This window comes from Desulfosarcina ovata subsp. ovata (assembly GCF_009689005.1).
Lineage (GTDB): Bacteria > Desulfobacterota > Desulfobacteria > Desulfobacterales > Desulfosarcinaceae > Desulfosarcina > Desulfosarcina ovata.
Genome location: NZ_AP021879.1, coordinates 2,640,638 through 2,666,243, shown reverse-complemented (window position 1 = coordinate 2,666,243; position 25,606 = coordinate 2,640,638). Strand labels below are relative to the sequence as shown.

General features: G+C 49.8%; 20 protein-coding genes and 1 pseudogene. 1 reads left to right on the top strand and 20 read right to left on the bottom strand.

From position 1 onward, the window contains the following. Positions 1 to 5: 5 nt before the first annotated feature. The 5 genes from GN112_RS11895 to GN112_RS11875 form a co-directional block, all read right to left on the bottom strand. On the bottom strand, positions 6 to 3,056 hold the full coding sequence (locus tag GN112_RS11895; RefSeq protein ID WP_231716997.1) for a PAS domain-containing protein: 3,051 nt from the start codon (positions 3,054 to 3,056) through the stop codon (positions 6 to 8). A 58-nt stretch (positions 3,057 to 3,114) separates the two neighbouring features. After that, entirely contained in the window at positions 3,115 to 4,650 is a 1,536-nt protein-coding gene (locus GN112_RS11890) for a chemotaxis protein CheW (protein ID WP_162458897.1), read from the bottom strand. Positions 4,651 to 4,666: 16 nt separating this feature from the next. Then, a complete protein-coding gene (locus GN112_RS11885; protein ID WP_155310422.1) occupies positions 4,667 to 5,068 on the bottom strand; it encodes a hypothetical protein in 402 nt (133 codons plus the stop codon). 358 nt (positions 5,069 to 5,426) lie between these two features. Then, the gene (locus GN112_RS11880) at positions 5,427 to 6,836 is read right to left on the bottom strand and encodes a sigma-54-dependent transcriptional regulator (protein WP_155310421.1); all 1,410 of its coding nucleotides are present in this window, start codon (positions 6,834 to 6,836) and stop codon (positions 5,427 to 5,429) included. A gap of 316 nt (positions 6,837 to 7,152) precedes the next feature. After that, positions 7,153 to 8,886: an acyl-CoA carboxylase subunit beta gene (locus GN112_RS11875; RefSeq protein WP_155310420.1), complete on the bottom strand. Its 1,734-nt coding sequence runs from the start codon at positions 8,884 to 8,886 to the stop codon at positions 7,153 to 7,155. A 406-nt stretch (positions 8,887 to 9,292) separates the two neighbouring features. On the opposite strand from GN112_RS11875, the gene GN112_RS11870 reads away from it, so the two are divergent. Beyond that, positions 9,293 to 11,131: a C1 family peptidase gene (locus GN112_RS11870; RefSeq protein ID WP_155310419.1), complete on the top strand. Its 1,839-nt coding sequence runs from the start codon at positions 9,293 to 9,295 to the stop codon at positions 11,129 to 11,131. A gap of 13 nt (positions 11,132 to 11,144) precedes the next feature. Here the strand turns inward: GN112_RS11870 and GN112_RS11865 are convergent, their stop codons facing one another. From GN112_RS11865 to GN112_RS11795, 15 genes and pseudogenes are all read right to left on the bottom strand, one after another. Then, positions 11,145 to 11,354: a P-loop NTPase family protein gene (locus GN112_RS11865; protein ID WP_155310418.1), complete on the bottom strand. Its 210-nt coding sequence runs from the start codon at positions 11,352 to 11,354 to the stop codon at positions 11,145 to 11,147. After that, on the bottom strand, positions 11,344 to 12,129 hold the full coding sequence (locus GN112_RS11860) for a 4Fe-4S binding protein (protein ID WP_155310417.1): 786 nt from the start codon (positions 12,127 to 12,129) through the stop codon (positions 11,344 to 11,346). Before GN112_RS11860 ends, GN112_RS11865 begins: the two co-directional genes overlap by 11 nt. 129 nt (positions 12,130 to 12,258) lie before the next feature. Continuing rightward, positions 12,259 to 12,936, bottom strand: coding sequence for a tetratricopeptide repeat protein (locus GN112_RS11855; protein ID WP_162458896.1), 678 nt, complete (start codon positions 12,934 to 12,936; stop codon positions 12,259 to 12,261). Positions 12,937 to 12,958: 22 nt separating this feature from the next. Next, positions 12,959 to 15,235: a TonB-dependent receptor gene (locus GN112_RS11850; protein WP_155310415.1), complete on the bottom strand. Its 2,277-nt coding sequence runs from the start codon at positions 15,233 to 15,235 to the stop codon at positions 12,959 to 12,961. A gap of 593 nt (positions 15,236 to 15,828) precedes the next feature. Then, the gene (locus GN112_RS11845) at positions 15,829 to 16,347 is read right to left on the bottom strand and encodes a hypothetical protein (RefSeq protein ID WP_231716996.1); all 519 of its coding nucleotides are present in this window, start codon (positions 16,345 to 16,347) and stop codon (positions 15,829 to 15,831) included. A gap of 16 nt (positions 16,348 to 16,363) precedes the next feature. Beyond that, positions 16,364 to 16,450: pseudogene (locus GN112_RS35240) on the bottom strand (PCP reductase family protein); the annotation flags it as partial. A gap of 7 nt (positions 16,451 to 16,457) precedes the next feature. After that, positions 16,458 to 16,997 carry a flavodoxin domain-containing protein gene (locus tag GN112_RS11835; RefSeq protein WP_155310412.1) on the bottom strand — a complete coding sequence of 180 codons (540 nt, stop codon included), beginning with the start codon at positions 16,995 to 16,997 and terminating at the stop codon, positions 16,458 to 16,460. Between the two features lie 41 nt (positions 16,998 to 17,038). Beyond that, positions 17,039 to 17,851, bottom strand: a complete 813-nt coding sequence (locus GN112_RS11830) for a radical SAM protein (RefSeq protein WP_155310411.1) — start codon at positions 17,849 to 17,851, stop codon at positions 17,039 to 17,041. A 63-nt stretch (positions 17,852 to 17,914) separates the two neighbouring features. Beyond that, on the bottom strand, positions 17,915 to 18,760 hold the full coding sequence (locus GN112_RS11825) for a nucleotide-binding protein (RefSeq protein ID WP_155310410.1): 846 nt from the start codon (positions 18,758 to 18,760) through the stop codon (positions 17,915 to 17,917). Position 18,761: 1 nt separating this feature from the next. Then, a complete protein-coding gene (locus GN112_RS11820) occupies positions 18,762 to 19,958 on the bottom strand; it encodes a nitrogenase component 1 (RefSeq protein WP_155310409.1) in 1,197 nt (398 codons plus the stop codon). Then, positions 19,949 to 21,502, bottom strand: coding sequence for a nitrogenase component 1 (locus GN112_RS11815; RefSeq protein WP_155310408.1), 1,554 nt, complete (start codon positions 21,500 to 21,502; stop codon positions 19,949 to 19,951). Before GN112_RS11815 ends, GN112_RS11820 begins: the two co-directional genes overlap by 10 nt. 4 nt (positions 21,503 to 21,506) lie before the next feature. Beyond that, positions 21,507 to 22,715, bottom strand: coding sequence for a hypothetical protein (locus GN112_RS11810; RefSeq protein ID WP_155310407.1), 1,209 nt, complete (start codon positions 22,713 to 22,715; stop codon positions 21,507 to 21,509). Between the two features lie 54 nt (positions 22,716 to 22,769). Beyond that, positions 22,770 to 23,444: a sulfite exporter TauE/SafE family protein gene (locus GN112_RS11805; protein WP_155310406.1), complete on the bottom strand. Its 675-nt coding sequence runs from the start codon at positions 23,442 to 23,444 to the stop codon at positions 22,770 to 22,772. A 10-nt stretch (positions 23,445 to 23,454) separates the two neighbouring features. Continuing rightward, positions 23,455 to 24,252, bottom strand: a complete 798-nt coding sequence (locus GN112_RS11800) for an acyl-CoA dehydratase activase (RefSeq protein ID WP_155310405.1) — start codon at positions 24,250 to 24,252, stop codon at positions 23,455 to 23,457. Between the two features lie 4 nt (positions 24,253 to 24,256). Beyond that, on the bottom strand, positions 24,257 to 25,597 hold the full coding sequence (locus GN112_RS11795) for a double-cubane-cluster-containing anaerobic reductase (protein WP_155310404.1): 1,341 nt from the start codon (positions 25,595 to 25,597) through the stop codon (positions 24,257 to 24,259). Between the last annotated feature and the right edge of the window lie 9 nt (positions 25,598 to 25,606).

Below are 25,606 nucleotides of genomic sequence, written 5' to 3'. Positions count from 1 at the left end.
TCGGTTTACCGGGTGCTGACGGCTTCTTCAAGGGCTTTACTGGAGTCCATCAGGCGGCTGAGGACTTGCACCGTTTCACTGATCGTGGATTTGACGTCGTGGGATGAATCGGTGTTTGTTTTGGATGAAATGGCCACCTTTTCGATGTCCTTCATCACATCACGGCCCTTTTCACTCAACCCGTCGGCGTTGGTCTTCAGATTTTGTGCACAGTCGGCAACGTTCGAAATTTCACTGGAGATCTGGTCCATGGCCTCCAGGGCGGTGTTGATGACGTCCCCGCCTTCCTTGAGCATTTTCATGCCGTCTTTCATCGCCGATATGGTGTCGCGGGATTCATTTTCAACCTGTTTGACAATATTTGAAATATCCACAGCAGATTTGGAGCTGTTCTCGGCCAGTTTGCGAATTTCATCCGCCACCACGGCAAAACCGCGCCCGGCATCACCGGCCCGGGCTGCTTCGATGGCTGCATTGAAGGCCAGCAGGTTGGTCTGGGAAGCGATTTCCTTGATAATATCCACGAACCCGCTGATCTTCTCCAGTTGCGCCACCAGGTTGGCCACCATTTCGTTGTTGGCCTGCATGGAGTCGTTGATGCTTTGCAGTTTCTTGCCCGCTTCGGTGCCGGCTTTTTTACCGCTGTCTGCATCCTTGGCCACCTGATTGGTCACTTCCGAAGCATTCTGGGCCAGTTTTACCATCTCCTCGGCCGACGCCAGCATGGTGTGGACGGTGGCGGCCGATGTGTCCAGGAGCGACACTTCGTTCTCCAGGGACTTGATCATCTCGTCCATGGCCGATACCCCCTGATCCATTTTGGCACCGGTGTCCAGCACCAGGGAGCCCACCTCTTCACTGGCCGAGCTGATCAGCATCTCCACTTTGGCCTCCTGGGTCACGTCGACTAGGTACTCGAGGCCGCCCTTAATGTTGCCCTTGGCGTCCTTGATGCTGACGCTGGTGGCTTTTACGTGAATTTTCCTGCCCATGATGTTGGCCACCGTCTGGTCGTTAATGGTGCTGTCCATCTGCATGGCTCGCTTGACGCCGCACTGGTCGGTTCGGCAGCGTTTGGTGGCGAACAGGTCATAACACTTGCGGCCGATGGCATCTTCAACGGTGGTGTGGGCGATGGCAGCGCCCGCAGGGTTGATATAGGTGATGTTGTGTTGGGTATCCACCGCGTGGATGGGCGTGGGAATGGCGTTGAGGTTTTCTATTTTTTCGTTGGCATCCTGGCGCTGTTTGGCTTCCTCGGTGATGTCCATGACAAACTCCAGCGCGCCTTTGATGTTTCCCTTGGCATCCTTGATAGGGGCGCCGGTGTATTTGATGGGCATGATGACCCCTTCGGCCGGTCGGGCGATGGTCTCCTCGGAGAAAATCGTGTCTTCCTGCATGGCACGCATACAAGCGCATTTTTCGGTCTTGCAGTGGGGGGTCTTGAAAAGATCATAACATTTTTTTCCGATGGCCTCGTCAGGCGTCAGGCCCACTATCGCGGCCCCTGCCGGATTCATATAGGTGATCGAATGATCCGTGTCGATGGACAGGATGGGCGTGGGAATGGCGTTGAGGTTTTCTATTTTTTCGATGGCATCCTGGCGCTGTTTGGCTTCCTCGGTGATATCGAGGACAAACTCTAGGGCCCCCTTGATGTTTCCCTTGGCATCCTTGATGGGCGCGCCGGTGTACTTGATGGGCATGATCACGCCTTCGGCCGGCCGGGCAATGGTCTCTTCGGATACCACCCGATCGGACTTCATGGCCTGGGCGCAGGCGCATCTTTCAGTCCGGCAATGGGGCGTCTTGAAGAGATCGAAACATTTTTTGCCGGTGACTTCATCCGGTGTGGTCCTCAGCACAGACGCCCCTGTCGGATTCATGTAGGTGACCGTATAGTCGGTGTCGATGGCCATGATCGGGGTGGGAATGGCGTTGAGGTTCTCGATCTTCTCATTGGCGGTCTGACGCTGCTGCATCTCCTCGGTGACGTCGAGCACGTATTCCAGGGCCCCCTTGATATTCCCCTTGGCGTCCTTGATGGGCGCGCCGGTGTACTTGATGGGTACGATGACCCCTTCTGCCGGTCGGGCGATGGTCTGTTCGGTGATCACACTGTCGGTTTTCATGGCTCTGGCGCAGGCACACTTTTCCGTCTGGCAATGGGGGGTCTTGAACAGGTCGTAGCATTTCTTCCCCTCCACCTCGTCGGGTGTCATGCCGACGACACTGGCCCCAGCGGGGTTCATGAAAGTGACCGTGTACTCGGTGTCGATGGCCATGATCGGGGTAGGGATGGTGTTGAGGTTCTCGATTTTCTCATCGGCGGCCTGTTTCTGGCGGACCTCATCGGTCACATCCAGGATATATTCCAGTGCGCCCTTGATATTGCCCTTGGCGTCCTTGACGGGTGCACCGGTGTACTTAATGGGTACGATAACCCCTTCGGCAGGTCGGGCGATGGTCTGATCGGTAACCACGTTGTCGATTTTCATGGCCCGCGTACAGGCGCATTTTTCGGTTTTGCAATGCGGTGTTTTGAACAGGTCATAGCACTTTTTGCCCTCGACCTCGTCGGGCGTCATGCCGACGACACTGGCGCCGGCAGGGTTCATGTAAGTGATCGAAAAGGTGGTGTCGATCTCCATGATCGGCGTCGGGATGACATTCAAATCGGTCTCCAACTGGTGCAGGCGGGCCTCGATGGTTTTCTTCTCGGTAATGTCCGACAGGGTTACCAGAGTCAACGCATCATCTCCCTGTATGGGAACTGCCCGGGAGCGGAAATAATCCACCCGGTCATCGCCATTGGATCGGATCACTTCCGCATCCACCGGTTTGCCGATGCGCTGTGACTTGCTCACTGGACAATTTTTGGTGCCGCACAGATGAGTTCCGCAGACCTCTTCGCAGGTCATCTTCTGATCAACGGGATTCTGAGCAAGGTGGTAGGCGTCCAGAAACTGCGCATTGCTCCATGTGATCAGGCGATTTTCATCGACAATGAAGCTCGGATCGCTGATCAGCTCGAGCATTGATTCGTTTATCATCCCTGCATGATTATCCATATTGAGATCACTCTTTTCTTTTGCTTGATGGTTTTGTCGGTTACGCTGAGTTGTCGCCATTGCTGTTCTCCTTCACCGTTGCTTGATCTGTCGTTGATTCATAATTTGCAGAAAGGCCCAGGTGGTTGTTCATCATGGCCCCGACATTGATGACCAGGACGTGCTCGGTGATGCCCGATTCATCGGAAAATTCGATCAGACGGTCGAGGGTGTCCTGTTTGCCGCTGAATTTCGGATTCAGGGACGGGGTCTTTTGGAACTGAACCTGTTTATAGATGGTTAAAATCTGATCCACCTCCAGGGCGATCAGTTGATCGCCATTTTTGGCAATGATCAGTTTTTGATTTTCAGGTGCCTCATCCGTGTCGAATTGATAGAAACAGCGTAGGTTGACCACCGGAATGACGCTTCCTCTCAAATTGAGTGCCCGCTGATCCACCCCGCCTGCCGCCGGGATATTCATCAATGCCGTGGGCTCAATGATTTCCTGGACATCGTTCAGTTCGACAGCAAACTTTCTGCCAATGGAAAAAACCAGATAGCAGTCCGCTGTGATAAGGTGGCGGGTATCGGCCCTGACGGCCGCCGCTGCATCGTCGCCGACACGGGATTTGAGCCTTGCGACGGAACGCAGTCCCTGTTGCTGGTCGCCAATCAATTCATTTACCCGGATTAGCATGATATTGCTGCCATCGGCCTGCTGATAGACACCGCTCACGGCACTGTTTCCGGAGTGGGGCAGGCACATGACGTCATCATCGGCGATACAGATAATCTCGCAGATGCGATCGACAATCAGGCCATATTGGAATTCCTCGGAATCAAGGACCAGTACGCGTGTTCCCACGCCCGGGGAACCGCTATCCAATTTTTGCTGAAAGAGATGGGCGGCATTGATGACCGGTATGGCGTGGCCGCGAAGATCCAGGGAACCTTCGATGGAATCGCTTTTGAAGGTTTTGTCGATCTCTGAAAGAAAAGTGATCTCCTGTGCCTGTTCCACCGGTATTCCGTAATGCTGATCCCTTACGGTGAAAACGACGAAACGGGAAAAGGTTCGCTGCTTGCCCGGGATTGCAGCGGCGGTATCCGTATCGACGGCCTGGCATTGACGGGCGACCTGGGTATCTCCGAAGAGGCGCTGCAGGTTCAGCAGCTGCAGGGTGCGCTGACCATTTTCGAGTTTGATCAAATTGGTGATCAGGCTCATCTCGGTGAGCAGTGCCGGGTGGATGGGATGGATATTTTCATCGGAGACCATCAGGACATCCCGGATATCATCAACCAAAAGACCGAAGCGAAAACCGGACATCCCAACCACCGCCACTTTTGCTTCGGCGATGTAATCGGTTCGGGTGAGCCCCAAACGTTTTTTCAGATTGATAACCGGTATGGTGTCTTCACGCAGGCGCATCATTCCTTCCAGAAAGTCAGCCCCGGTGGCCAGGGGATGAAGATCCCTGCTGATGCCGGTCGCCTCCAGCACCATTTCTGCGTCGATGGCCACTTCAGTGCCTTTCTCACGATCAAGGATAAACGAAGCGAATCGCTGCTCTCGGTATTGGGTCGAATCCATTCGAACCTCCAACGGGTTAGCAGATACGGTCATGGGTGTGATGGCAGGGGGCCTGGTTCAGGCATACACGCTGCAGAACGGCGGCGACCTCACCAAAATCACCGTCATAGTAGGTGAGGAAGCTGGGGCGAAATTTGTGCCCCTTGGAGAGGAGGGTCTCTTCCCGTTGCGGAAGGATGACGATGGTCCGTGTATTCTCAAACAGTTCACGATGATGGATCAATCGGTCCAGCTCCTCGGCACCGTCGGGCATGATGATGATAATATCCGGTTGATGGGCTATGGTTCTGAAACGTTGGCAGAATTGATTGAGTTGCCCGTAAACCTCAAAGGATTGATCCAGGTCCAGCGACGCAATGGCATGGTTGAGGCGTTGGTATGGAGAACTGTCGGAATGGGCAAATATAATAATGTTCATCAAGGTGCTCCTTCCAATTGGTTCTTTGGTCGGATAGATCAACTACAAATTTGATGCCATGATTTAAATTATTAAATAACAAAATAAAATCATTTAGTTATTTGCTTTGCAGAGGAATGAAGACCATTGGGAAACGGTGGCGTAGAGAGGCTTTTGCCTTGCCTGGCAGGACAATGTCCTACCGGGCAGGAAACGGCAGGGCGGTTTTCGTTAGTGTTACGCTGATGGCCCTACGGCAAGGTTCGAGACCGAGGTGTGCCCATGTTGTGACGGGAGGTGATCGGGTTGGCCATCACGATTCGGGAGGACGACGCATGCGCGCAATCCAACCACATCGAAATTGAAGGCGGACAGTGGACTATGCACTTTGGGCGGTGCGATTCAGCTCATATGTCTTAAGTAGATGGTACAACCGGGAACGGGACAGTCCCGAAATCCGACACGCATCCTGAACATTTCCAGCCACCGATTGCATGAGTGCCTCAAGGTAGCGCTTTTCGACTTCTGCGACGGCGTCATTGCGGACATCCTGAAGGGGACGGTCGAGCCGGATGCCTTTGTCCGGCTTCTCCATGCCATCGCCATTGCCCGTTTTAAGGCCCTGCCGGGCAAGGTGAACACGGATCGTATTGGGAAGGTGTCTGACAAAAAGTGTTTTTTCGAATCGTGCCGCAGAAACCGCATGCTCCATGGCATGGAGGAGCTCGCGGACATTGCCCGGCCAGGGGTAGTACAAGAGACTGTCGAAGAAATCCTCGGCAAATCGCTTTGGCCGGATGCCGGTTTTGTCGCAGATTTTATCATTGAAGTGAATCGCCAGATCGCGAACGTCTCTCGACCGGTCTCTCAAGGGGGGCAATTCGATGGGCAGCGCACGAATCCGGAAGAGCAGGTCCCCGCGGAATTTGCCGGCCTGGACCATTGTTTCCAGGTCACGATTGGTGGCCGCGACCAGACGGAAATCGCTGTTTACCTGCTGGTGGCTGCCGACCGGTCTGAATCGGCGTTCCTCGAGAACCCGGAGAAAACTTTTTTGCAGGTCGAGTGGCAATTCTCCGACCTCATCGAGAAAGAGCGTGCCCCCATCGGCATGCTTAATCAGGCCGTTACGGGTTTTTTCCGCACCGGTGAAAGCGCCTTTTTCATGGCCGAACAGAATGCTTTCGACCAATTCGTGAGGCAGGGCCGCGCAATCCACAACAACGAAATTGTTTTTTGCACGCAGACTGTTGGTGTGAATCGCCTCGGCAAAGACTTCTTTGCCGGTTCCGGTTTCACCGGTAATCAGGACGTTGGCATCACCCATGGCGGCTTGCGCCACCTGGTCCAGGCACTCGGTAATCTGAGGGCTCCCGCCGACAATGCTTTTGCGATCAAGGAATACCGGCGCCTTGGTGCATTTTTCCGCCCGATACTCCAGTGCCTGTAGCAGGGGGGCGGTGATATTTTGAATTGATGTGGATTTTTCAATATAATCCCATGCTCCACTCTTGATCGCCTGTTCCGCACCATCGGGATCACCGGCGCCGGTGAAAATAATTACTTCCGGGTTTGATGGCAGCCGGCGAATCTGCTCCATGGCCTCGAGGCCATTGGCGTCAGGCAGATGAACGTCCAGCAGCACAATATCCGGCCTGACCGCCTGACCTTTTTCCATTCCCTCATCCAGGGTATGGGCGACAACAGCGGTGTGGGCAATTTTTTTGACTACCTTTTCTATCAGATGACACAAGGACAAATTATCGTCTATGACCAGAATCTGAGCCATGGTTATCGTTTATCCTGACTGGTTGAACGCTTTGGTTTTGCCTGATCGAAAAAACAACTCATTACACGTCGTTTTCAGAGAATACGACTATGCTATCGCCAATATTTATTGAAACTATATAAGTAAAATTGACAATTCCCGAAATTTTTTTACGGCCCCTATGAGGGGGGACAGAATGGTGGCGAAAGTGGCAGGGGCAAACGCGCTGTTGTGGGGGATTAAAAATAATCACGCCCGCCCGTGGGTAAACGGGCGGGCGTGATCTGCATACCGTCAGATTCGCGTTGTCATTGTGGGCAACGCGAAGGCGTTAGTGTTATCCCTTGGTGATCCGCGGCAGAATCATCTGGTGCTGCGGACAGATCGATTTCGGGTTCTGATAGGCGGCACCGGCGAAGGCCCTCAGGTAGCTGCGGATTTGGTTGAGCGGTACGATCTCATCAACCAGGCCTTTCTGGGCACAATAGATCGGCCGCGAGTTGTCATAGTAAGACTTGGCCATTTCGTTCATCTTGTCCACGACCGGTTGCAGGTCGCGGCCGGCGTCTTTTTCTTTGACCAGGCGCCGTGAGTAGGATGCCGCGGAGGCGGTTTCGCCGTGCATGACGTAAATTTCCGTGGTGGCCACACCCAAGGTGAAGGCATTGTGGCGGTTGGCCGTGGGGCCACCCATGACGTAGTGGGCCGCTGCCGTGCCTTTGCGCAGGACGATGAGAATCTGGGGCACGTCGGTCTGCTGGATGGAGTAGATCAGGCTTTGGCCGAGGCCGAGCAGTTCGGCTTTTTCGGCGATATCCCCCACATCGATGCCGCTGGTGTCCTGGAACCAGACGATCGGAATGCGGTCACGACCGCACAGGGTGACAAATTCGTTCATTTTGATCAGGCCCTGGCGGTAAAGCTTGCCGCCGATGCCAGGGTAGTCGGCATACTCGGGATAATCCGGTTTGAGAAAGCCCTGGCGGTTGCCGATGGCGGCCACCAGATAGCCGTCCACCTTGACCAGGCCGGTGTAGACTTCCGGGCCGTAGTCCGGCCGGAATTCCATGTGCTCGCTGCCATCCACCATGCGGGAGAGCAACTGCTCGAAGCTGTAGGCGCGTTTCTGGTTGAAGGGCAACAGGTGGTACAGATCGCGCTCATCAAGGATCGGTGCTTTGGGTTTGGCGACCCGGAAAAATTTGGGCGCGTAAGCCGGAATCTCTTTCATATACTCCTTGAGGCCATCCAAAACGCCCTCTTCCGTGTCGAAGACATGGCGGAAAAAACCGGTTTCATCGTAATGGATCGAAACCGATCCCGGGGGCTTGGCCTTGTACTGCTTGGCCGCTGAAATCAGGGCCTCGGCACCCTCCACGTCAAACGCGCCCTTTGGTGACATGCCAGAGAGGATTCCGCCGCCGCCGACGGCAATGTTGCAGTCCTTGTGGGCGAAAAGGATCGTGGGGCTGATACCCTGGTAGCCGCCGCCAGCGGGGTTGGTGCCGTAGATCCCGGCCAGGACGGGAATGCCCATCTGGTTCAATTCGGCATGGCGGTAGAACGGGGTTCCGCTGCCGCGCCGGTTGGCGTAGAATTTCTCCTGTTCGGGCAATTTGACGCCGGAGCAGTTGACCACCCAGACCAGCGGGACGTTGAGCCGCTTGGCCAGATTGGTTACGCGCAGGATGTTGTCCGGCTGGCCGGCAACCCAGGCACCGGCCATGTACTTGTTGTCAAAACCAATGATCACTGCCCAGCGGCCGGATATCTTGCCCAGGCCGTCGAAGACGTTGGTATGACCCTCTTGGTTCTCCGCCGGGTTATACAGGGTGTGCAGGGGGCACCAAGTTCCCGGATCAATCAGGTAGCGTAGCCGCTGCCAGACGGTCAGCTGCCCGCGGGCATTGATCTTCTCTTCGGGAATCCCAGTCAGTTTCACTTTCTGGACTTCGGCATCCACCTCTTTTTCCACCGCCAGAATCTGAGCGGCGTTCTCGCTGGCTTCTTTTTTCGCCTGACTCGTCAGGGGCTGTCCAAACTCGGGCATCTTTTCAAAATAGGGTCTCATTTTTGATCCTTTTTCGGATTTAAAATTTGATCAAATTTGTGATTGGTAACTTCTTTAGCCAACACGATACCATCTGTCAATCATTTTCCCGAGTTGGCTTTTGCACGATACCAGAATTATTTGCGATTCAACCGAAAATAATGCCAAATGTCAATGCCTAAGGACATCGTCCGGGATGGTAAATCGACGAATCAGCCGTCCATTTGCCGGATTGGGGTGATCCTTCAATTAAATGCGGTTGCCCTGTTCGATGGGCAATGATCGCTTGCCATCGTCTGTCCGATGAAGCTATAAATTGAACAGCCTGACCGGCAACACCGGCGGCCACTGTTCAAGCCCGTTTTCCTCATCTTTATTACGAAGCCCATCTTTCACTAACGTTCAAACAACCCCAAGGAGGTGCTCCATGGATAGTGAGAATACCAAAAGGCTGGGCGGCTATCCGCTTACGGCCACGGCAGACCTTCCTGACGATCGTGACTGGGCCTACACGCCGCCGCCGATCCCGTTGCGGACCGCCATGCTCAAGCCGCGGACGCTGACGATCCTGGACCAGCGGCAGGAGGGGGCCTGCACCGGATTCGGCCTGGCGGCGGTGATCAACCTGCTCAACCAGAAGCGGCAGAACAAGGTGCAGGTCAGTGCGCGCATGCTTTACGAGGTGGCACGCAAGCACGATGAATGGCCGGGTGAGGAATACAGCGGGTCGTCGTGTCGCGGGGCGATCAAGGGCTTTGCCAATATGGGGGTCTGCCGCGACAGCTATTGGCCATATGTAGAAGGCCAACCGGGCACCCTCAGCGTCAAGGCAGCCAAGGATGCCCATAGCAATACTATCGGCGCCTATTACCGGCTGAACCAGCGCATCAGCGATTTCCATGCCGCGCTCAACGAAGCCGGAGCGATCTATTGCTCGGCCAACGTGCATGACGGGTGGAACACGTCGGCTATTCAGAACGGAGCGATTCCTCTTCGTGAGGAGACCCGTGGCGGGCATGCCTTTGCCATCATCGGATACAACCGCAAGGGGTTCTGGATCCAGAATTCGTGGGGCAAGGACTGGGGACGGTCCGGCACCGCCCTGTGGACCTACGAAGACTGGTATGCGAACATCACCGATGCCTGGGTGCTCAGCCTGGCGCTGCCCACTCCGCAGATCTGGGCCCTGGGGGACCCTGATGCGGGACGGATGCGGGGCGCTGCGGCGGTCGGGAGCAGTGGTCCTCCACGCGGCAGAATCGCCGGTCATTTCGTGCACATCGATGATGGCCTGTTTCATGACGCCGGGAGTTACTGGAGTAACCGTGCCGACGTCGATCTCACGGCCAAGAACCTCGGCGCCAGCAGCAACTACGATCATCTTTTGATCTATGCCCATGGCGGACTGAACAGCACCAAGGACTCGGCCCGGCGCATCGCGGCCATGCAAGACACCTTCAAGGACAACCGCATCTATCCCTTCCATATCATGTACGACACCGGGATTCTGGAAGAGCTGAAGGACGTGATCGTCTCCCGCGGCGAACGGGCCGGCAAGCGGGTGGGCGGATTGAGCGACTGGTGGGATCAGTTGATCGAACGCCTGGCCCGGCGTCCCGGACGGGCCCTGTGGCGCGAAATGAAGGCCGGTGCCACCAGCGGATTTGAAAAGGACCATGCCGGTGTACAGACCCTCAAGGCCTTTGCAGAGCATCTGAGCGAAGGGGAGGGATTCACACTCAACCTGCATGTGGTGGGCCACAGCACCGGGGCGGTTCTCCTGGCCCATTTGCTGGCGGCATTGAAGACGCTGGCGCCCCGGTTGCGGGTCAAGACCTGCAGCCTGCTGGCCCCCGCCGCCACCATGGCACTTTATCACAGCCACTATCATCCCCTGCTGACCGGCAAGGCCGGCGATTTTGGTATCGATCAGATGACGATCTACAACCTCAGCGAAACCCTCGAGGTGGACGATACGGTCGGTCCCTACCGCAAGTCGCTGCTCTATTTCGTCTCGCGCGCTTTTGAGGAGGATACCCCGGCGCCGATTCTGGGCATGCAGCGCTATTGCAATACCCTGGACGATACCCCGCCGAAACTGGAAATCCTCTACAGTCAGGGAGATGCGGACAAACAACCGCGGACGCTGAGCACGGCGCATGGCGGCTTCGACAACGATCCGGCAACGCTGAACGACATCCTGACGCGAATCCTGGGCGGGCCGCCGGTACAAGCGTTCAAAAAAGCCGATCTGGATATCGGATAATGACGGACCATCGTCAATTTTTGACCAGGGTATCGCGTTTCTCCTCTAACTCGATATAGCCCCGCAGTTCATCGATGCGCGGTTTGATGTATTCGCGTGGAATGTGGGGCAACAGGCCGTTGGCGCGCAAATTCCCACACACGGTCAACTCGCTGTTCAGGTTCACGTGCTGGGGAATTAGGCCAAATTGCCTTTTGTCCGCCAGTGTTTTTTTAATCATCATTAAACGATTTTAATCTGTCTCTCCACCGTTTGAATGCCCGTATTTGTCTGATAAAATATCCCATGGGGCAAATTAATACGCAGTATGAACGTCCGCCCAGCAAGGGAATGCCGATGACGAAATAGAAGAATTCCGCTGTAATAAAATACAGCAGCTTTTGGGCTGTGCGCATGGGTTCAATGATGTCAGGCACACAGATAAAAGCGATAAGCGCAGCCGCCATCAGCGCCAGATAAAACGGTGGAATGATACGACCGAGTTTGAGAAATTTGCCCGGGCGGCGGGAGAAGAGTCTTCCATAGGTTTCGGAAAAGAAAGCACCGTGAGGGCACAAATAACCGCAAAATAGCCGGGCCCCCCACCAATAAGATACAAATGGAACGAACAGAAAACCGATGAAAAGGCTGATTACCATTGCCGACCGCGGTGTAGCAGGGTCGAAGCTTTGGAGGGAGTGAGGCCAGGGATAAAGCAGGCAGGTCCAACTCCAGTTGTTGAAAATCATCGGCAAGGCCAGTATTACCGTGAAATGGCAAAGGGAAAGCACAGCAAGCCGAATTCTGCGCTTTGGGTGGGTGATGAAAAAATAAACGGACAGGCCTGCCATCGCCAGTTCGATGAGCAATAGACACGACCAGAAAAATAGATGCGCCATGCCCAGCGGCTTATGGCCTGCATTAGGGTCGAGATCCAGGACGATCTTCACGAGTTCCGCTGTAAAGGTCAAAAAAAAGAGAAACCATAGTGAAAATAATAATGTTTTCTTTAATCGCATATCAGTATTCGGTTGGCAGAAGCCGATCCGTTTTAACCAGAAATGTCCTTCCGGCGCGGTAATTCCGTTTGTTCCCCCTTGCGTCAAGGGGGTGATGGAAATTGTTAAATATCATTTGCGCCACAATTTTTATGAAACAAATAAAACTAAAATGTCTTCAGGATTTTCATTCGTAATGGCATTTTCAATTTCTCTAGCGTAATAGCTTTCTTTACGTTCATAAAACAGTTTTATGGCCTTTCTTAAATAATTAATGGCATTTTTTTTGTCGCCTTTTTTCCATAGTGTTAATCCCATATTTTTAGTTGCCAAGGAATATGTTCTAGAACAAGCATCGGGGTAAATATGCTCATTGATAGCGATAACTTTCATGAAATCTGATTGCGTTTTTTCATATAAGCCCAAATTGTAATAGCATTTTCCCCTGCCATTAAATCCTTCTGATGAGATATCATCGATCCTTGATTCACACATTTTGGTGTATAATGAAATTGCCTTTTCAAATTCAATTTCAGCTGTTTCTTTTTCATTTGTTTTGGAATATATTTTCCCTAAATACCTATGAACTTTTGCGAGACTATATCCATGACCTTCTGGGCTTCCGGTGGATAGGGAAAGATTTAAATCTTCCTTGGCTTCTTCATATCTTCCTAACAAAAAAAGAATTTTTCCCCGAATAAAATAATTTGAACCTATATATTGATATTCTTTATATTTTTCATCTGTTTTTATTAAATTTATTTTTTTATTTTGATACGATAGAGCAGCATTAGAAGAAAAAATATAGCGTTTAATTTTTATATTCATAAGCATCACTTGTTTTTTAGGTTTAGTACTCCCACTTTATTTCCAGTGAAAACATTCTACCACTAAATGGATGATACCTATGAACAAGTTCATCTGTTATATTATCTACAGATAGTGATGCAGTCCAATGATTTAAAAATCCGTAAGATAATTTTGCATCAAAAATAAGATACCCTTCATCTGTTCCAAAACCATCGTTGCGCAAATCACTGTTATCCATCTGCCTATATGGATAACTGCTGTATTTTGCTGCGACAAGCCCTGAAAGATTCTCTATCGGAGTTGTAAAATTCACGTAAGCATTACCTGTCCATTCCGCAACTCGTGGAATCAGTTTTCCTTCGGAATCCGGATATCCACTATTTTTAACAATTTTTGGATCCATATAGGTTATATTAAATCCAGGATCTAAATATTTTCCAATTTTTTTTCTGACATCTAATTCAACGCCTCTTATTCTTACTTGTTCAATGTTTTGATAATAGCTTGTGTTGGTATATATGTTAGATTGTCGCCAGATGTAATCATCAATATCATTTTCGAATACACTCAATCTAATTTCACCATTACTTATAATTCTTTTAATTGTGAAATCTTTGGCAAATGTTTTTTCGACTTTAAGATCCGGATTTGTTTTTATAGCCATTCCAGTACTTGAATCCATTGATCCATAAAATAACTCATATGTTGTCGGGAATTTATATGCCTGAGCCAATGACAAACGAAAACTCCATTTATCGAACGGTTGGTATGTTACTGCAAATTTGGGTGAAAAATAATCTTCGTTTCTTGAATCTATATTTTCAGTTATTTTATTGCTCTCGCTATCGATTCCTGAAATACTTCCATCATAGGATTTCCACCACTCATAACGTCCACCGAAATATATCGACCATTTATCCGTCAATGTCCAATCGTCTTGTAGGTATATCGCACATGTTTGAGTTTTTCCGGCTGAACCTTTTGAATACGCTTGAATGCTATCTTCATCTTTCCAATCGGAAATAGTCCATGTATCACTATCGATAAAATAGTTATCGTAGTGAATGCCGCCTTTTACATCGTGGGATTTGCTAAAATTATACGATGCATTCCATTCGACATTATACCATCCATTGTCCGTATCTGTTAGTGTTCCTGATCCACCATGTGATGCAATTGGATATGAATTGGAAGAGCTTCTACTTTTGTATTTATAATTATCTACATAACCTAAAACAAATTGTGTCTTTAGTGCCTCTTTAGGATCTCTTTTGTATACGATTTGATAAACATTTCCTTCATATTCCTGTTCCTGACATCCGTAATATGTTGGTGAATACACTAACCCATTAATTTCAACCTTGCCGCTCCAAACTTCATTTCCATTACTATCCCTTAGATATGTATGAGGATCATTGCTGTCTAAATTTCGCCTCCAGTGCCGAAATTCAGCAGAAATCGTTGAAACATCATCTAAATCATATCCTACTTTTATTTTTCCGAGCATTTCAATTTCTTCTCTTGTTCCCTGATCTCCAAATATGTAACGGGGATTGCCCGTCTGAGGATCATCGTCTTGCATCCAGCCAGTAACAGGAACGCCGTCGCCGCTAGTATCACTATCGACTGTTTTCATGCTAAAACTATAAGGCAATGCATCAATATCTATAACGTTCATCATTCCTAAGAAGCTAAATTTTTTAAATCTATCACCAAACTGAAAATTTGCTTTATAGTATGGCAAAGTCTCATCATAACCATAATCTTTATAATTCTGAAACCCGTATCCTGTCCTAATGCTAGCAAATTTTTCTTCAGGTTGTTTAGTTGTTATCGAGACCGCTCCACCGATTGCGTTTCCCGGATAAAGCGCAGAAAATGGACCATATATGACTTCGACATTTTCGATTTCATCAGGTGCTATTTGATTCCACATTACATCGCTATATGAAGAAGTTAAATCCGTTAATGACATCCCATCCGATACGGTTATCGTTCTTCCTCCTCTTCCCAATCCTCTAATAATAACCCTTGATTTTCCTCCAACATTGTATTTTCTGGCATCTATAGACGGTAAATATCTCAAAACATCAGACGTATCTATTATTTGTTTTTTTTCAAGATCTTCTTCATTCAACTTAATTGCAAAACCTGTTTCTTTATTTTCCAGTTCATTTTTTATCTCCGATACAACTATATCTTCTAATTTTCTAACATCCTTTTTGGTTTTATTAACTTCGCTGTTATCTTGAGCCCAACCCGCACAACTGAAAGAAAGAAATAATAGCAACGTGACTGTCAACTTAAGCTGTAGCATGATATTTTCCTTTTCAATAGATTTAAGCTTATAATATGCCACTTATTAATAATAATATTACAAATCCAAATGATATTTACATGAATAATTTTATCATTATATTCTATCTACCCTTTCTATTTTGGTAAGACAAAGAGATAGGTTAAACTTTGAGTAAATAAAAGATGGCCAGAAAGAAGAAAAAGTTTTATGGCCTTTTTTATATGGAAATATCCTTATAAAAACCATAAGGCTACCCATTAAAATTACAAATGGAAAAGACCTTCATAGTCATTTTAAATATGATTTTATCTAACTGAGAATTACTAAAAAATTTTTAGCTGATAAGATGGGGCGGCACTCTATTGATGAGTCTGATGCATAAATTCGTAAGTAAATTCATTTTACTCATAATCTTCGAACTTAAGCAAAGATAAGTTATAATAATAACGAGAATAAAGTCAAGAAAAATATTAAAATACTCAAGAATAAAAATGGGAGTCTGATAGTTTGTTTGGCATTATTTCAATTTCAATAATAAACATATTAATCTGATACAAAAAGATGCTTGAAACGAGAATAGAAACGCAAAAAGAAGGTCAGCGTCACCTATTTTATATGGATGTTACCCATATAACCTTTCCGGCTATGGCGGACAGGTCTGTCGCATACCTTGATGAAAGGTGACTGAAATCACAATATCCCAGTTCAACCTGATCGGCCATCTCCTTTAACAAGGCATCGACATATTGCTCGGCTGTTTCCGGTTTATACCGGTTTTGATAAAATCCACAGAAAAGACAGTGTCCCTTGCAGAAAGGGATATGGATATAAATGGTGCGCAGGGGCTGCCCGGAATGATCCGCGGACATCACCTCATTCCAGCACTGCAGAAGGTTTTCGGGAGGGATTACCTTGTTGCGGGGCATGGCATGCACGGAGATCTTTCGGTCAAAAGCCTCATGCAGCGGGTAGTTGGCTTCATTTTCAAAAAAATGCCGGTTATCGCTCAGATGCATGGTTTGCCGACGGTTCATACCCATATTGAATTCGGAAGGGCCGTCTGGAGCAGCGGTTTCTTCCCGATCGGAGCGGCCCATTACGTTTCGGCGCACCTGCTGAACGGTGCCCATTCCTTTTTTTTCTGGCGTAGGCGTCCACGGATTTGCGGGCCATTTTGCGTACGAAGGTCGGCACTTTTTCCATGGCGATGTTTGCTTCCGGTGTCCAGTCCATTTCGGAATCAATAGCTCCCTTTCATGCGGACCATGGTTTTTTCTACAAACTCCCAGACTTCGGCCTTGTTCATCAGTGTACGATAAGGCACATCATCCACGTCACGCTTGAGGATTTTGGTGTAAAAATGCATGAGCAAAGCGCGGTCTTTTTCCGATAAATTCTTTGGGTTGATTTCTCCATGCAGGATATCGGCGTAAATGGGAGTGATGTTTTCCAGGGCCTCCAGAAGCGGACTCAGGTAAAGCCAGCCACCCCAGAACCGGCCTTTCATATAAACCCCACGGGTATCCATACAAACCGCGAAGAGTGCTATTTTTTTCTTTTCCAGTGCGGTCAGGTGGGTTTCGGCATATTGGACAAGCGCCTTGTCAACCTGTTCGTTGTAAACACCGCCGCCTAGGAAAATAAAATCGTATCCATCCGGTTCAGGCGCCTCCTTAACATGAAAAAGCGCCACATCGTTCCATGGCAGACGTTCGGTGATCCATCGACCGATTTCCATCGTAGATCCATAACGGGATGCGCAGATAATCAATGTTTTCATCTATCACCTATTTTCGCGTAAGGTTTAGCCGTCGGTCCTGTTCATCCGAGATTTTTCCTGTAAAGCTCGGCGGCGCTTTCTTGGTTTCCGGGGATGCCACAGGCGTCCGCGCGGCACTGTTTGCATAAAAGAAATGTCGGCAGCGGCGTCCTGTCGCGGGCGTTTTGAAGCTCCATTTGCGTGGGAAATCTTCCGTAGCCGTTTAACGGTATCAGGGGCATGATGTTATGAATCACGGCACCGTATCGCTTCCCAAGACTTCCAATCTCCTTGATTTCCATTTCGTTCACCCCCGGAACCAGGACCGTATTGATCTTCACCTTGGCGAAGGGGGATAGTATTTTTATTCCCGCAATCTGATTGTTGATATGTCTCTCAAATCCGGCCCTGCCGGTAAGCACCTTTTCCTTATAAACAATATGCTTGTATATCTTCTCCCAGCTTTCTGGGGATACCGCGTTGACGGTAACCGTTACGCTGTCGGCCAGGTGTCGCACCGTTTTGGCGTATATGGGAAGATTGACCCCATTGGTACATAGGCATCTCAGCACATGAGGATATTTTTCGCGTACAAGCGTCAGTGTTTCGATGGTCTCCGGATTGGCCAAGGGTTCCTTGGGACCTGAAATGCCAACAACGCCTTGCGCATCGTTTGCGAGGTGATGAATCGCTGCCAGGGAGTCCACCGCCTCCTCCGGGCACATGACCCTGTTGCTTGCACCGGGAATGAATTCACGATCGGTATTCGTTCCGCAATACCTGCAGGCCGCGTTACACCTGAATGCGACCGGCAGGTGGAATCTGGGGACTTCATAGTGGGCCTTATGATCAAAACAGGGGTGCAGGAAAGACATCGATTCTTTCTCCTGGACAGATGAGATACTATCTATGCAATGTTGGCTTTGCCACGCCGGCGCTTACAAGTTCATTACACTGGTTGCAATTTGTTTTGACATCGTTTCCATTTGTTCATCCGACAGAACCTGCGGCACTTCTCCACCTTCATCGTCAATAATTTTTTGTGCCGCATCTTGAAAAACATGTGCAATATCGGAATCCGGATAGGATTCAATTACTGTCTTCATCTCGGTTTCCGCCTTTAAAATAAAATCGCTGCGTGGAATATCCGCTATGACCTCGGAGCCCACGGCCTTCGCAAACTCGTAGACCACCTCCTTGCTATCGCCCTTTGCTCCCCTGCAATTATAAATAATGCCTCCGAGCTTTGCACCGCCCCGTTTTGCAAATTTGGATATCCCGTTGCAAATATTGTTGGCCGCGTAAAGCGGCATGAATTCGCCGGATGTGACGATATAGATTTTTTCCGCATATCCCTTTCTTACCGGAACGGCAAAACCGCCACAGACAACATCGCCCAGGACATCATAAACCGTGACATCCCATTCGTTATTGAATACGCCCATTTGCTCAAGGGTCTCGACCATTGTGATGATCCCCCTGCCTGCACAGCCCACACCCGGTTCCGGACCGCCCGCTTCCACACAGGCCACGCCATCGAAGCCGTTAAAGACAAAATCGTTCTCTTTATAAAATGTCAGTGAATAGCCCCCGTTGCGCAACGTTCCCAGAACCGTCGGTATGCGCCCGCCCATCAAATTTCGGGTCGAATCCGCCTTTGGATCACAGCCGATATGCAATACCCTGAGGCCGGCCTTTGAAAACGCCGCGGACAAATTTGAAGCAATGGTGGACTTTCCGATACCGCCCTTGCCGTATATGCCGATTTTTATTTTCGTTTTCATCTTACCAGACCTCCTCGGAATACTTATTCAGGAATAGATTGAGAATTTTTTCAATGATCACGATCTCCCCGCGATAACCCATATAAGGCGCCTCATCATAGAGAGATACATCATCAAAAGAAGGATAGGAAACCCGGATTAGGGCGGCGTCCAACTCGGCCGCGATTCGCTTTTGAAAAGTGGTGCCCAATATCAGCCGAAGTCTGTCGCATCCGGTTTCCGCACCCTTGAGCAACTCATCGATCTCAAAAAGCCCGACACTTTTTTCCGGATGGAGGGGAGAACCCGAGATGGCCGCGCTGACAACCACTTCGCAACCCAGTTCAATCTCGAAAAACTTCGACAGCGCGATGGCCCTTGCATCATCGGCGATTACGGCCACCGGCATCTCATACATCTTCTGGATAAACAGATAGGCGCGTTCCAAAGAGGGCATGATATCCTCTTCATAGACGGCATCCGAACCGGTTACTTTCCGTAAAAATTCCCTGGTCAGATATTTCCCGTATGGCATCTCAACGATTTCATAGGGCGTGCCGAACCGTTCCCGCATAACTTCCGCCAATCTCAATCCGTATCCGCCCAAAACGATGTTTCTCTCCACATTGGGCATATTCTCGATCTGCATTGAGTCGGCGTTTACGCACAGGACCGTATTCGTCCACCAGCCCGACTTCGCCACCAGCCTTTTCAGCTCGGCCGCATCGGCCCTTGCCCTTGGCGATACGGTGTCGAATCCAAGGATATTCACGGTCCGCTCTTTTTTTTCTCCCTTCTTCATCATACCGATAAGCTGGAGCAGGGCATCTTCATACCCTTGCCATTCCTCGCCCTTGAAACCTGCTCCGTCTACATGCAGGGCATCCGGCGCAAATTCTTCTTTTACGGCCTCTATATCATCTCCGATAATGGCCGGTACACAACATCCCAGGATGGCCAGCTTCTTGTCTCCATAGAGAAACTGGGCCTTCTCGATGAGTTCTCCGAGTTTTTGCTCTCCACCGAAGACCACTTCCTTGTCATGGGTAATGGAGGAGGTGATAACCCCCAGGGAGCTTTCATCCTGGGCCAATTGGTGGTATGCCGCGCCATAATAGCAACCGATCGGTCCATGCATGAGCGAGATGATGTCCCTTATTCCTGAAAAGGCCTTCATCGCCCCGAATATCTTGCATCCACGCAAAGGTTCTATTGGCATCTTTTGCCTCCTTTTTTAACCGCGCACTGAAGCTCTTCGGATATCTGAATGGGAATGCCGACCTTCCGGATGTATGGAAAATAAACCGGGTGATAATCAATCTCATTGAAGATGAGTGGCTTTTTCCTTGTCAGGTTTTCCTTCTTCATCTCCAGGCATATCTCTTGGGCAATATTTTGCAACCCGCTGAAGCCGGTAAAGAAAGTAAAAAATTGGGGGGAATAGGCAGGTACGCCCAAGGCATGTATTTGGGGCTTTCTTTCCTTGGCGCAGACCACAAGGTCCGGCTTGTATTTCTCCATGATTTCCTTCAGTATCCCGAACGGCTCCACATCTATAATATCCGGATCAACACCCAGTTTTCCGAACAAATCCAAAATGGTCTCACGGTGTTGCCTGCGAAGTTCCTCAGAGATTCCCCGCCTGACGAGGGGGCCCTGGTCCAGCGAAACCGCTTCGATCTTCAGCCCCAAATCCATCATGATGGACAGGGAGCTGTCCAAACCAAAAAATCCGTAAACATTGCCCCCGCCGAGGATGACCACGCGCTTGCCCCTGAGAAAATCCCGATAGGGTTGCAACTGCCTGCTCGTCAGATCCATTTTGTCATCCATTACCCTCTTCATCCGTTCTTCGATTCCCAGCTTTTCCCCGGTTTCCATATAGAAGCTCCTGATCTTTTCCTGGTGGGAAAGATGAGAGAATCTGAACTGATTATATACCGTATCGATGCCGAACCTATCTTTCATGATGTGCATCCATCGCCCAACCCTGAAACCGATGTTCACGCGGGCGCAAGAAGACCGTTTTACCTTTTCGCAGTCCACGTCGCGAAAGAATATCGTATTGATTTCGGCACCTGCTTCCCGCAGGATTTCCATGCGTTCTTTTGTCCGGTCAATCCCCCATCGCCTCGTGCCCATCCCCACGATATTCACCCCGTTCTCAATGATACCGCCATATTTTTCCGCCGGTTCCATTAACTGGGTTGCCAGGGAATTGATTACCTCCACCTGACCACACCCCTCCATGTTACGGGGCGTGTAGTCTTCCGGATTCTTGTAATTGTGAAGCCATTCCTTCAAGGTTCGCTCCGTTCTGAGTTCCCGGAACTTGAAACCCGATGTATCCGCCCAGACAATATCCGCTTTGACCTTGCCCGCTTCCTTTACATCTTCAATCACGCCTTCCACGTCATCGCCGATGATACCGGAAAGGCAGGTCAAGAGGACGATAATAAGGTCCGGATGGTATTTTTCATCGACCTCGTCTATCGTTTTTCTCAATTTGTCCATGCCGCCGAATACGGTGTCATTTTCATCCATGTCCGTGCATGGCAGCGCCTTCATGTCCAAAAACGATTTCATCACCGGAATCCGATGGTTAAAAGCACAACCAATGGGCCCGTGGATGATGGGAATAGCGCCCTCAATCTCGCTGGCGGCATAGACGCCACCGGAAAGTTTACAGTGAATGCAGAATCTGTGCATCATCCAGAGCCTGGTGCTCATGAACTCCACACTCGCATCTTCATAGCTATTCATAGTATTATTTCCTTTTTGACTTAAATATCGACTCCCGGTCTCGTTTTCTCTTACGGTAATAACCGCCGCTAACACCGACAACACCAAGGCTTGCTCCAATGATGCCCCAGAACCCGAATCCTTTTGTTTGGCTCAGCCAGATTCCTTCATGAGACCACATTCGTAATGTGATAGGTAAGGTTGCACAGTGATATTCGCCAGTTGATGGATCTTTGTAGGCCACCATATACAGTAATCTATCTTCTGCCCTGTATCTGCCATGATATGTTTTGCCGTTATCTCCGGCCTTAGGTTCTCTGTTATAAAACTGTTTGGTATTACCTTGTTCCCCACCGGACCGATCGATGGAGATTTTTTTCTTATGGTTGCGAAATTGTGCCGGGTCCATCATGGTGGCATGCGTTTTGGGGATAGTGACCGATATTACTCCCTCGGAATCGGTCATAAAGGTTTTTCGCCAGCCGCTTTTACTCAAAATAAATACTTGAGTATTCGCAAGGGGGCTCCCTTTGTAAAAAACTTTCATTTGCTGCTCCTTGAGCGGGGATTGCGAGACGTTTCTCACATAACCGATGTCGGATCCGCTTCTAATGGAACGGGGGATGGGACACCCTGATCTTTTTTTAAATATTTTTTCAGGTAAATACGGTCCTATTTCAAGGGTAATTTTATCCGGGCTTTTAAAAAACATATCCGGGTTTTCGCCTTTTACTCCATTTTTTTTGGAATAGCTTACCAGACAGTTGGAATAAAGATGAACCTTCTCATCAATACCGTCGAGATCAAGATCCAAAGTGCCTGCATCCAAATGGACGCCCACGAGGTAATTGCCGGTCACTTCGCCCGCATTAAGGTCTGAAGGCAGATTCAGTGCTATAGGCTCACTCCTTTTTTCCCGGGACAGCGTGACCTCTGATATCTCTCCATTAGGGTTCCTGACCCAAATCCTGGCGTTGCCGGTTGCCAATGACCGGCCGTTTTGTTTCTCATCATATCCTGAAGATGCTAAGGTTTCTTGAAGCAGTATCAATTTCCTGGGTTTCTCAAGTGCGGCAATCCTGTCGGATCTGCTTATATCATTGTCATAATAATAATCGAGGTTGGTAGATTCGAGTTCCCATAAAATTGCTTGGCCCGGCACTGAAGCGTAAGCACGGGCCGCAACCACCACAAACAAAATAAGTAAACAAAGGAATAGGTTAAATTGTTTCATGAATGGTCCTCCTTGCATTATAGAATCTCCTTTTCATCATGTTTACAAACCGCCTTAAAAAGTTGCTACGGAACTTCCCCCGAGAAGGATCAATATCACGCCTGAGATCTTCTGAAACATCATTCTATATTGTGGAACCCGGGTCTTGATCTTCCCGGAAAACCAGCCTGCTGCCATGGAAATGATTAACAGTGGAGAAACCGCGGTTCCGATGCCGAACAACAGCATCAGAATACTGCTTGACATGACTGACTGCATCTTCAGGCAATAAAGAAGCATAACCAGCATCGGCGGACACGGAACGATTGCAAGCGCGGCTCCCATAACAAACAGGTGGGTTGAAGGGTTGAATGCAAAACGCCCCGGCAACCAGGCAGGCCACCTGTTTTTGTCTTCTGTCCACCTGCATGCACAAACAGGGCTTAAAAGCATCAATCCCCCTATGAATATAATCACCCAGCCATAAATGATTGAGCTGTATTCAAAAGCTTTTGCCCTGCCGATGAATGCTCCGCCGATAAGGCCTACGGCAACACCGAGCATTGCGCACATAAAAACTCTTCCGGCCGAGAAAACGGTAAATGACTTGAACCCCTCACGGAGCCCTTGTCTTGATCCCATGATATAGGTACTGACAGCCGGTGCGCAAAAGACAGCACATTGTCCGAATCCGGTGGTAATTCCAAGCCATAGTGCAGTAAAACAGGGCGCTGCCGATTGTGTTGCCATGGGTTACGAATCACCTTTCCTGTCCATTGGAATTCCTGCCCAGGAAAGCAGCGCCGATGGCACCGTTGAGCTGAGGATTTTGCGCAACATGGATGTCCATCATCAACTCATCTTCAAAGGCGGCCACAAGACCCGGATTGAGCGCGCCTCCACCCGTTATAAGCACATCGCCTTCCAAACCGGCCCTTCTTGCCATCCCTGAAACCCGTTTGGCCAGCGATCGATGGATTCCGGCAATGATATTCGCGCGGTCCTTTCCCCTGGCAAGCAGCGATATGACCTCTGATTCCGCAAATACCGCACACAGGCTGTTTATTTGACACGGAGTCTGCGCCTGAAGCGAGAGAGGACCGAGATCTTCAACAGATACCTCGAGAACACGGGAAAGGACTTCCAGAAAACGACCTGTGCCGGCAGCGCATTTATCATTCATGACAAAGTTTTTTGTTTCACCTTCCTCGTCAATGATGATGACCTTGCTGTCCTGCCCGCCGATGTCAATGATTGTTCCGACTTTTCTTCCCTGGGGTGCCGTCCGGATGCCTCCTGCGGCATGGGCTTTTATCTCGGTCACGTCTTCACTTGCGATATCGATCAGTCTCCGCCCGTAACCCGTAGAGATAACCGAAGAGACATTCGACGCTAAAATACCCAATTCATCGAGCAGTTGGCCGAACACCTCCCTGGCGGTCGTACGGCAGTTTATCCCTGTGGGAACGACCTTATGCCCTTGTATGCCGCCGTTATTGTCCACTATGGCCGTCTTGATATATGTTGAGCCTGCGTCAATACCACCGTAATATTCCATATGATCACCCTCTTTTCATCTTTCTTTTCTTTGTCCTTAGCATCTCTGTGAAGGCTTCGACGCGGGTCCTGATCTGTTCGACGTCTTCAGGGCTGTAGTCCGTCTCCACCCGCAAAACGGGAATGTTCCTTTCTTTCATTATGTTTTCGACACGAATCAACTCGAAGTCATAATTTACGCATCCTTTGAGGACATGATAGACAATACCGTCAATATGAAACTCTTCAACCATCTGGACCAGTCGAATAAGCCTGTCTTCATTTGGAGCAAATGACGGACAGACACAAGGCATAAGATACCTGGAAGCCAGACCCACCATCATGTCCGTCATGGATCTTTCGGTGATCCCGACAGGATCGTAAAGGTAACGGGTGCTCATGCACGACTCATCAGCCGCGATCACGGCACCCATTTCTTCAAGAAGAAAGACAATCTTCCAGTTAGGAAAGATTGGGGGTGAACCGGCAAGCAGTACGCGCGGCGCATCTGCCCTGCAAACAGACATCCCTTTTTGACGACGTGTTTCCAATTCATCATTTAATTCGGTCATTGCATGGGTCCACTGGGCAACCGCATCATAGCTGTAGGCATTGACGGCAAGCATTGCCTCGCGCCCGAGGACGACGGGCGGAGACGATTTCCTGATTTCATAGAGCCTGCGGGCCTGGTGCTGGGCCCGGCCCACCGTCTTGATGGCTGCATCGAGTGCTTTGTGTCCGATTTTTTTTCTCCCGAATCTTGGACTTGTGAGTTTTTCAATATTTTTCTTTAAGGTAAAAATCTGCTCCAGCCATTGCCTTCTTGCGCCCTCACTCTCTTTGACATGGGGCACTTCAAGCATCCAGACCTCGGTAAACTTTGAAAGTTCCTCCCCCATTTTGCGCTTTGCATCACAGGTGGTCGGAGTGATGACCACATCGCAAGCCTCATACAAAGGTATGAGATTCAAAGCTGTAAACCCCAGGGAGGCTTTTACTACGGGGCATGTATCCCGGGGCACACACTCATCTCCAAGGCAAGACGCCTCAAAGCTTCCGCCGCAAAGCCTTACCGGTATGGCTCCGGCCGCATAGATCAGCTCTTCGGGAACCATGACACAGTAGGTGCCGATGATTTTTTTATGACCGGCGACTTTACCACCCGGCGGGATAACATGCGGACTTAACTGACCTTTTACGAATAGCTGCTTGATGATAGTAATAAAATACGCCATGCCCTGCGGCAGGTCGGAACCGCCTTCCAGTTCGGTGAGGGCTGCTTGCGCCGAATGGGCAAGCCCTCGGACAAAACGGGCTTTGCGTCTCTCCGATTGCTCCGGTTCCTTTTCAATGCTTTCTCTGTACATCCATATGCT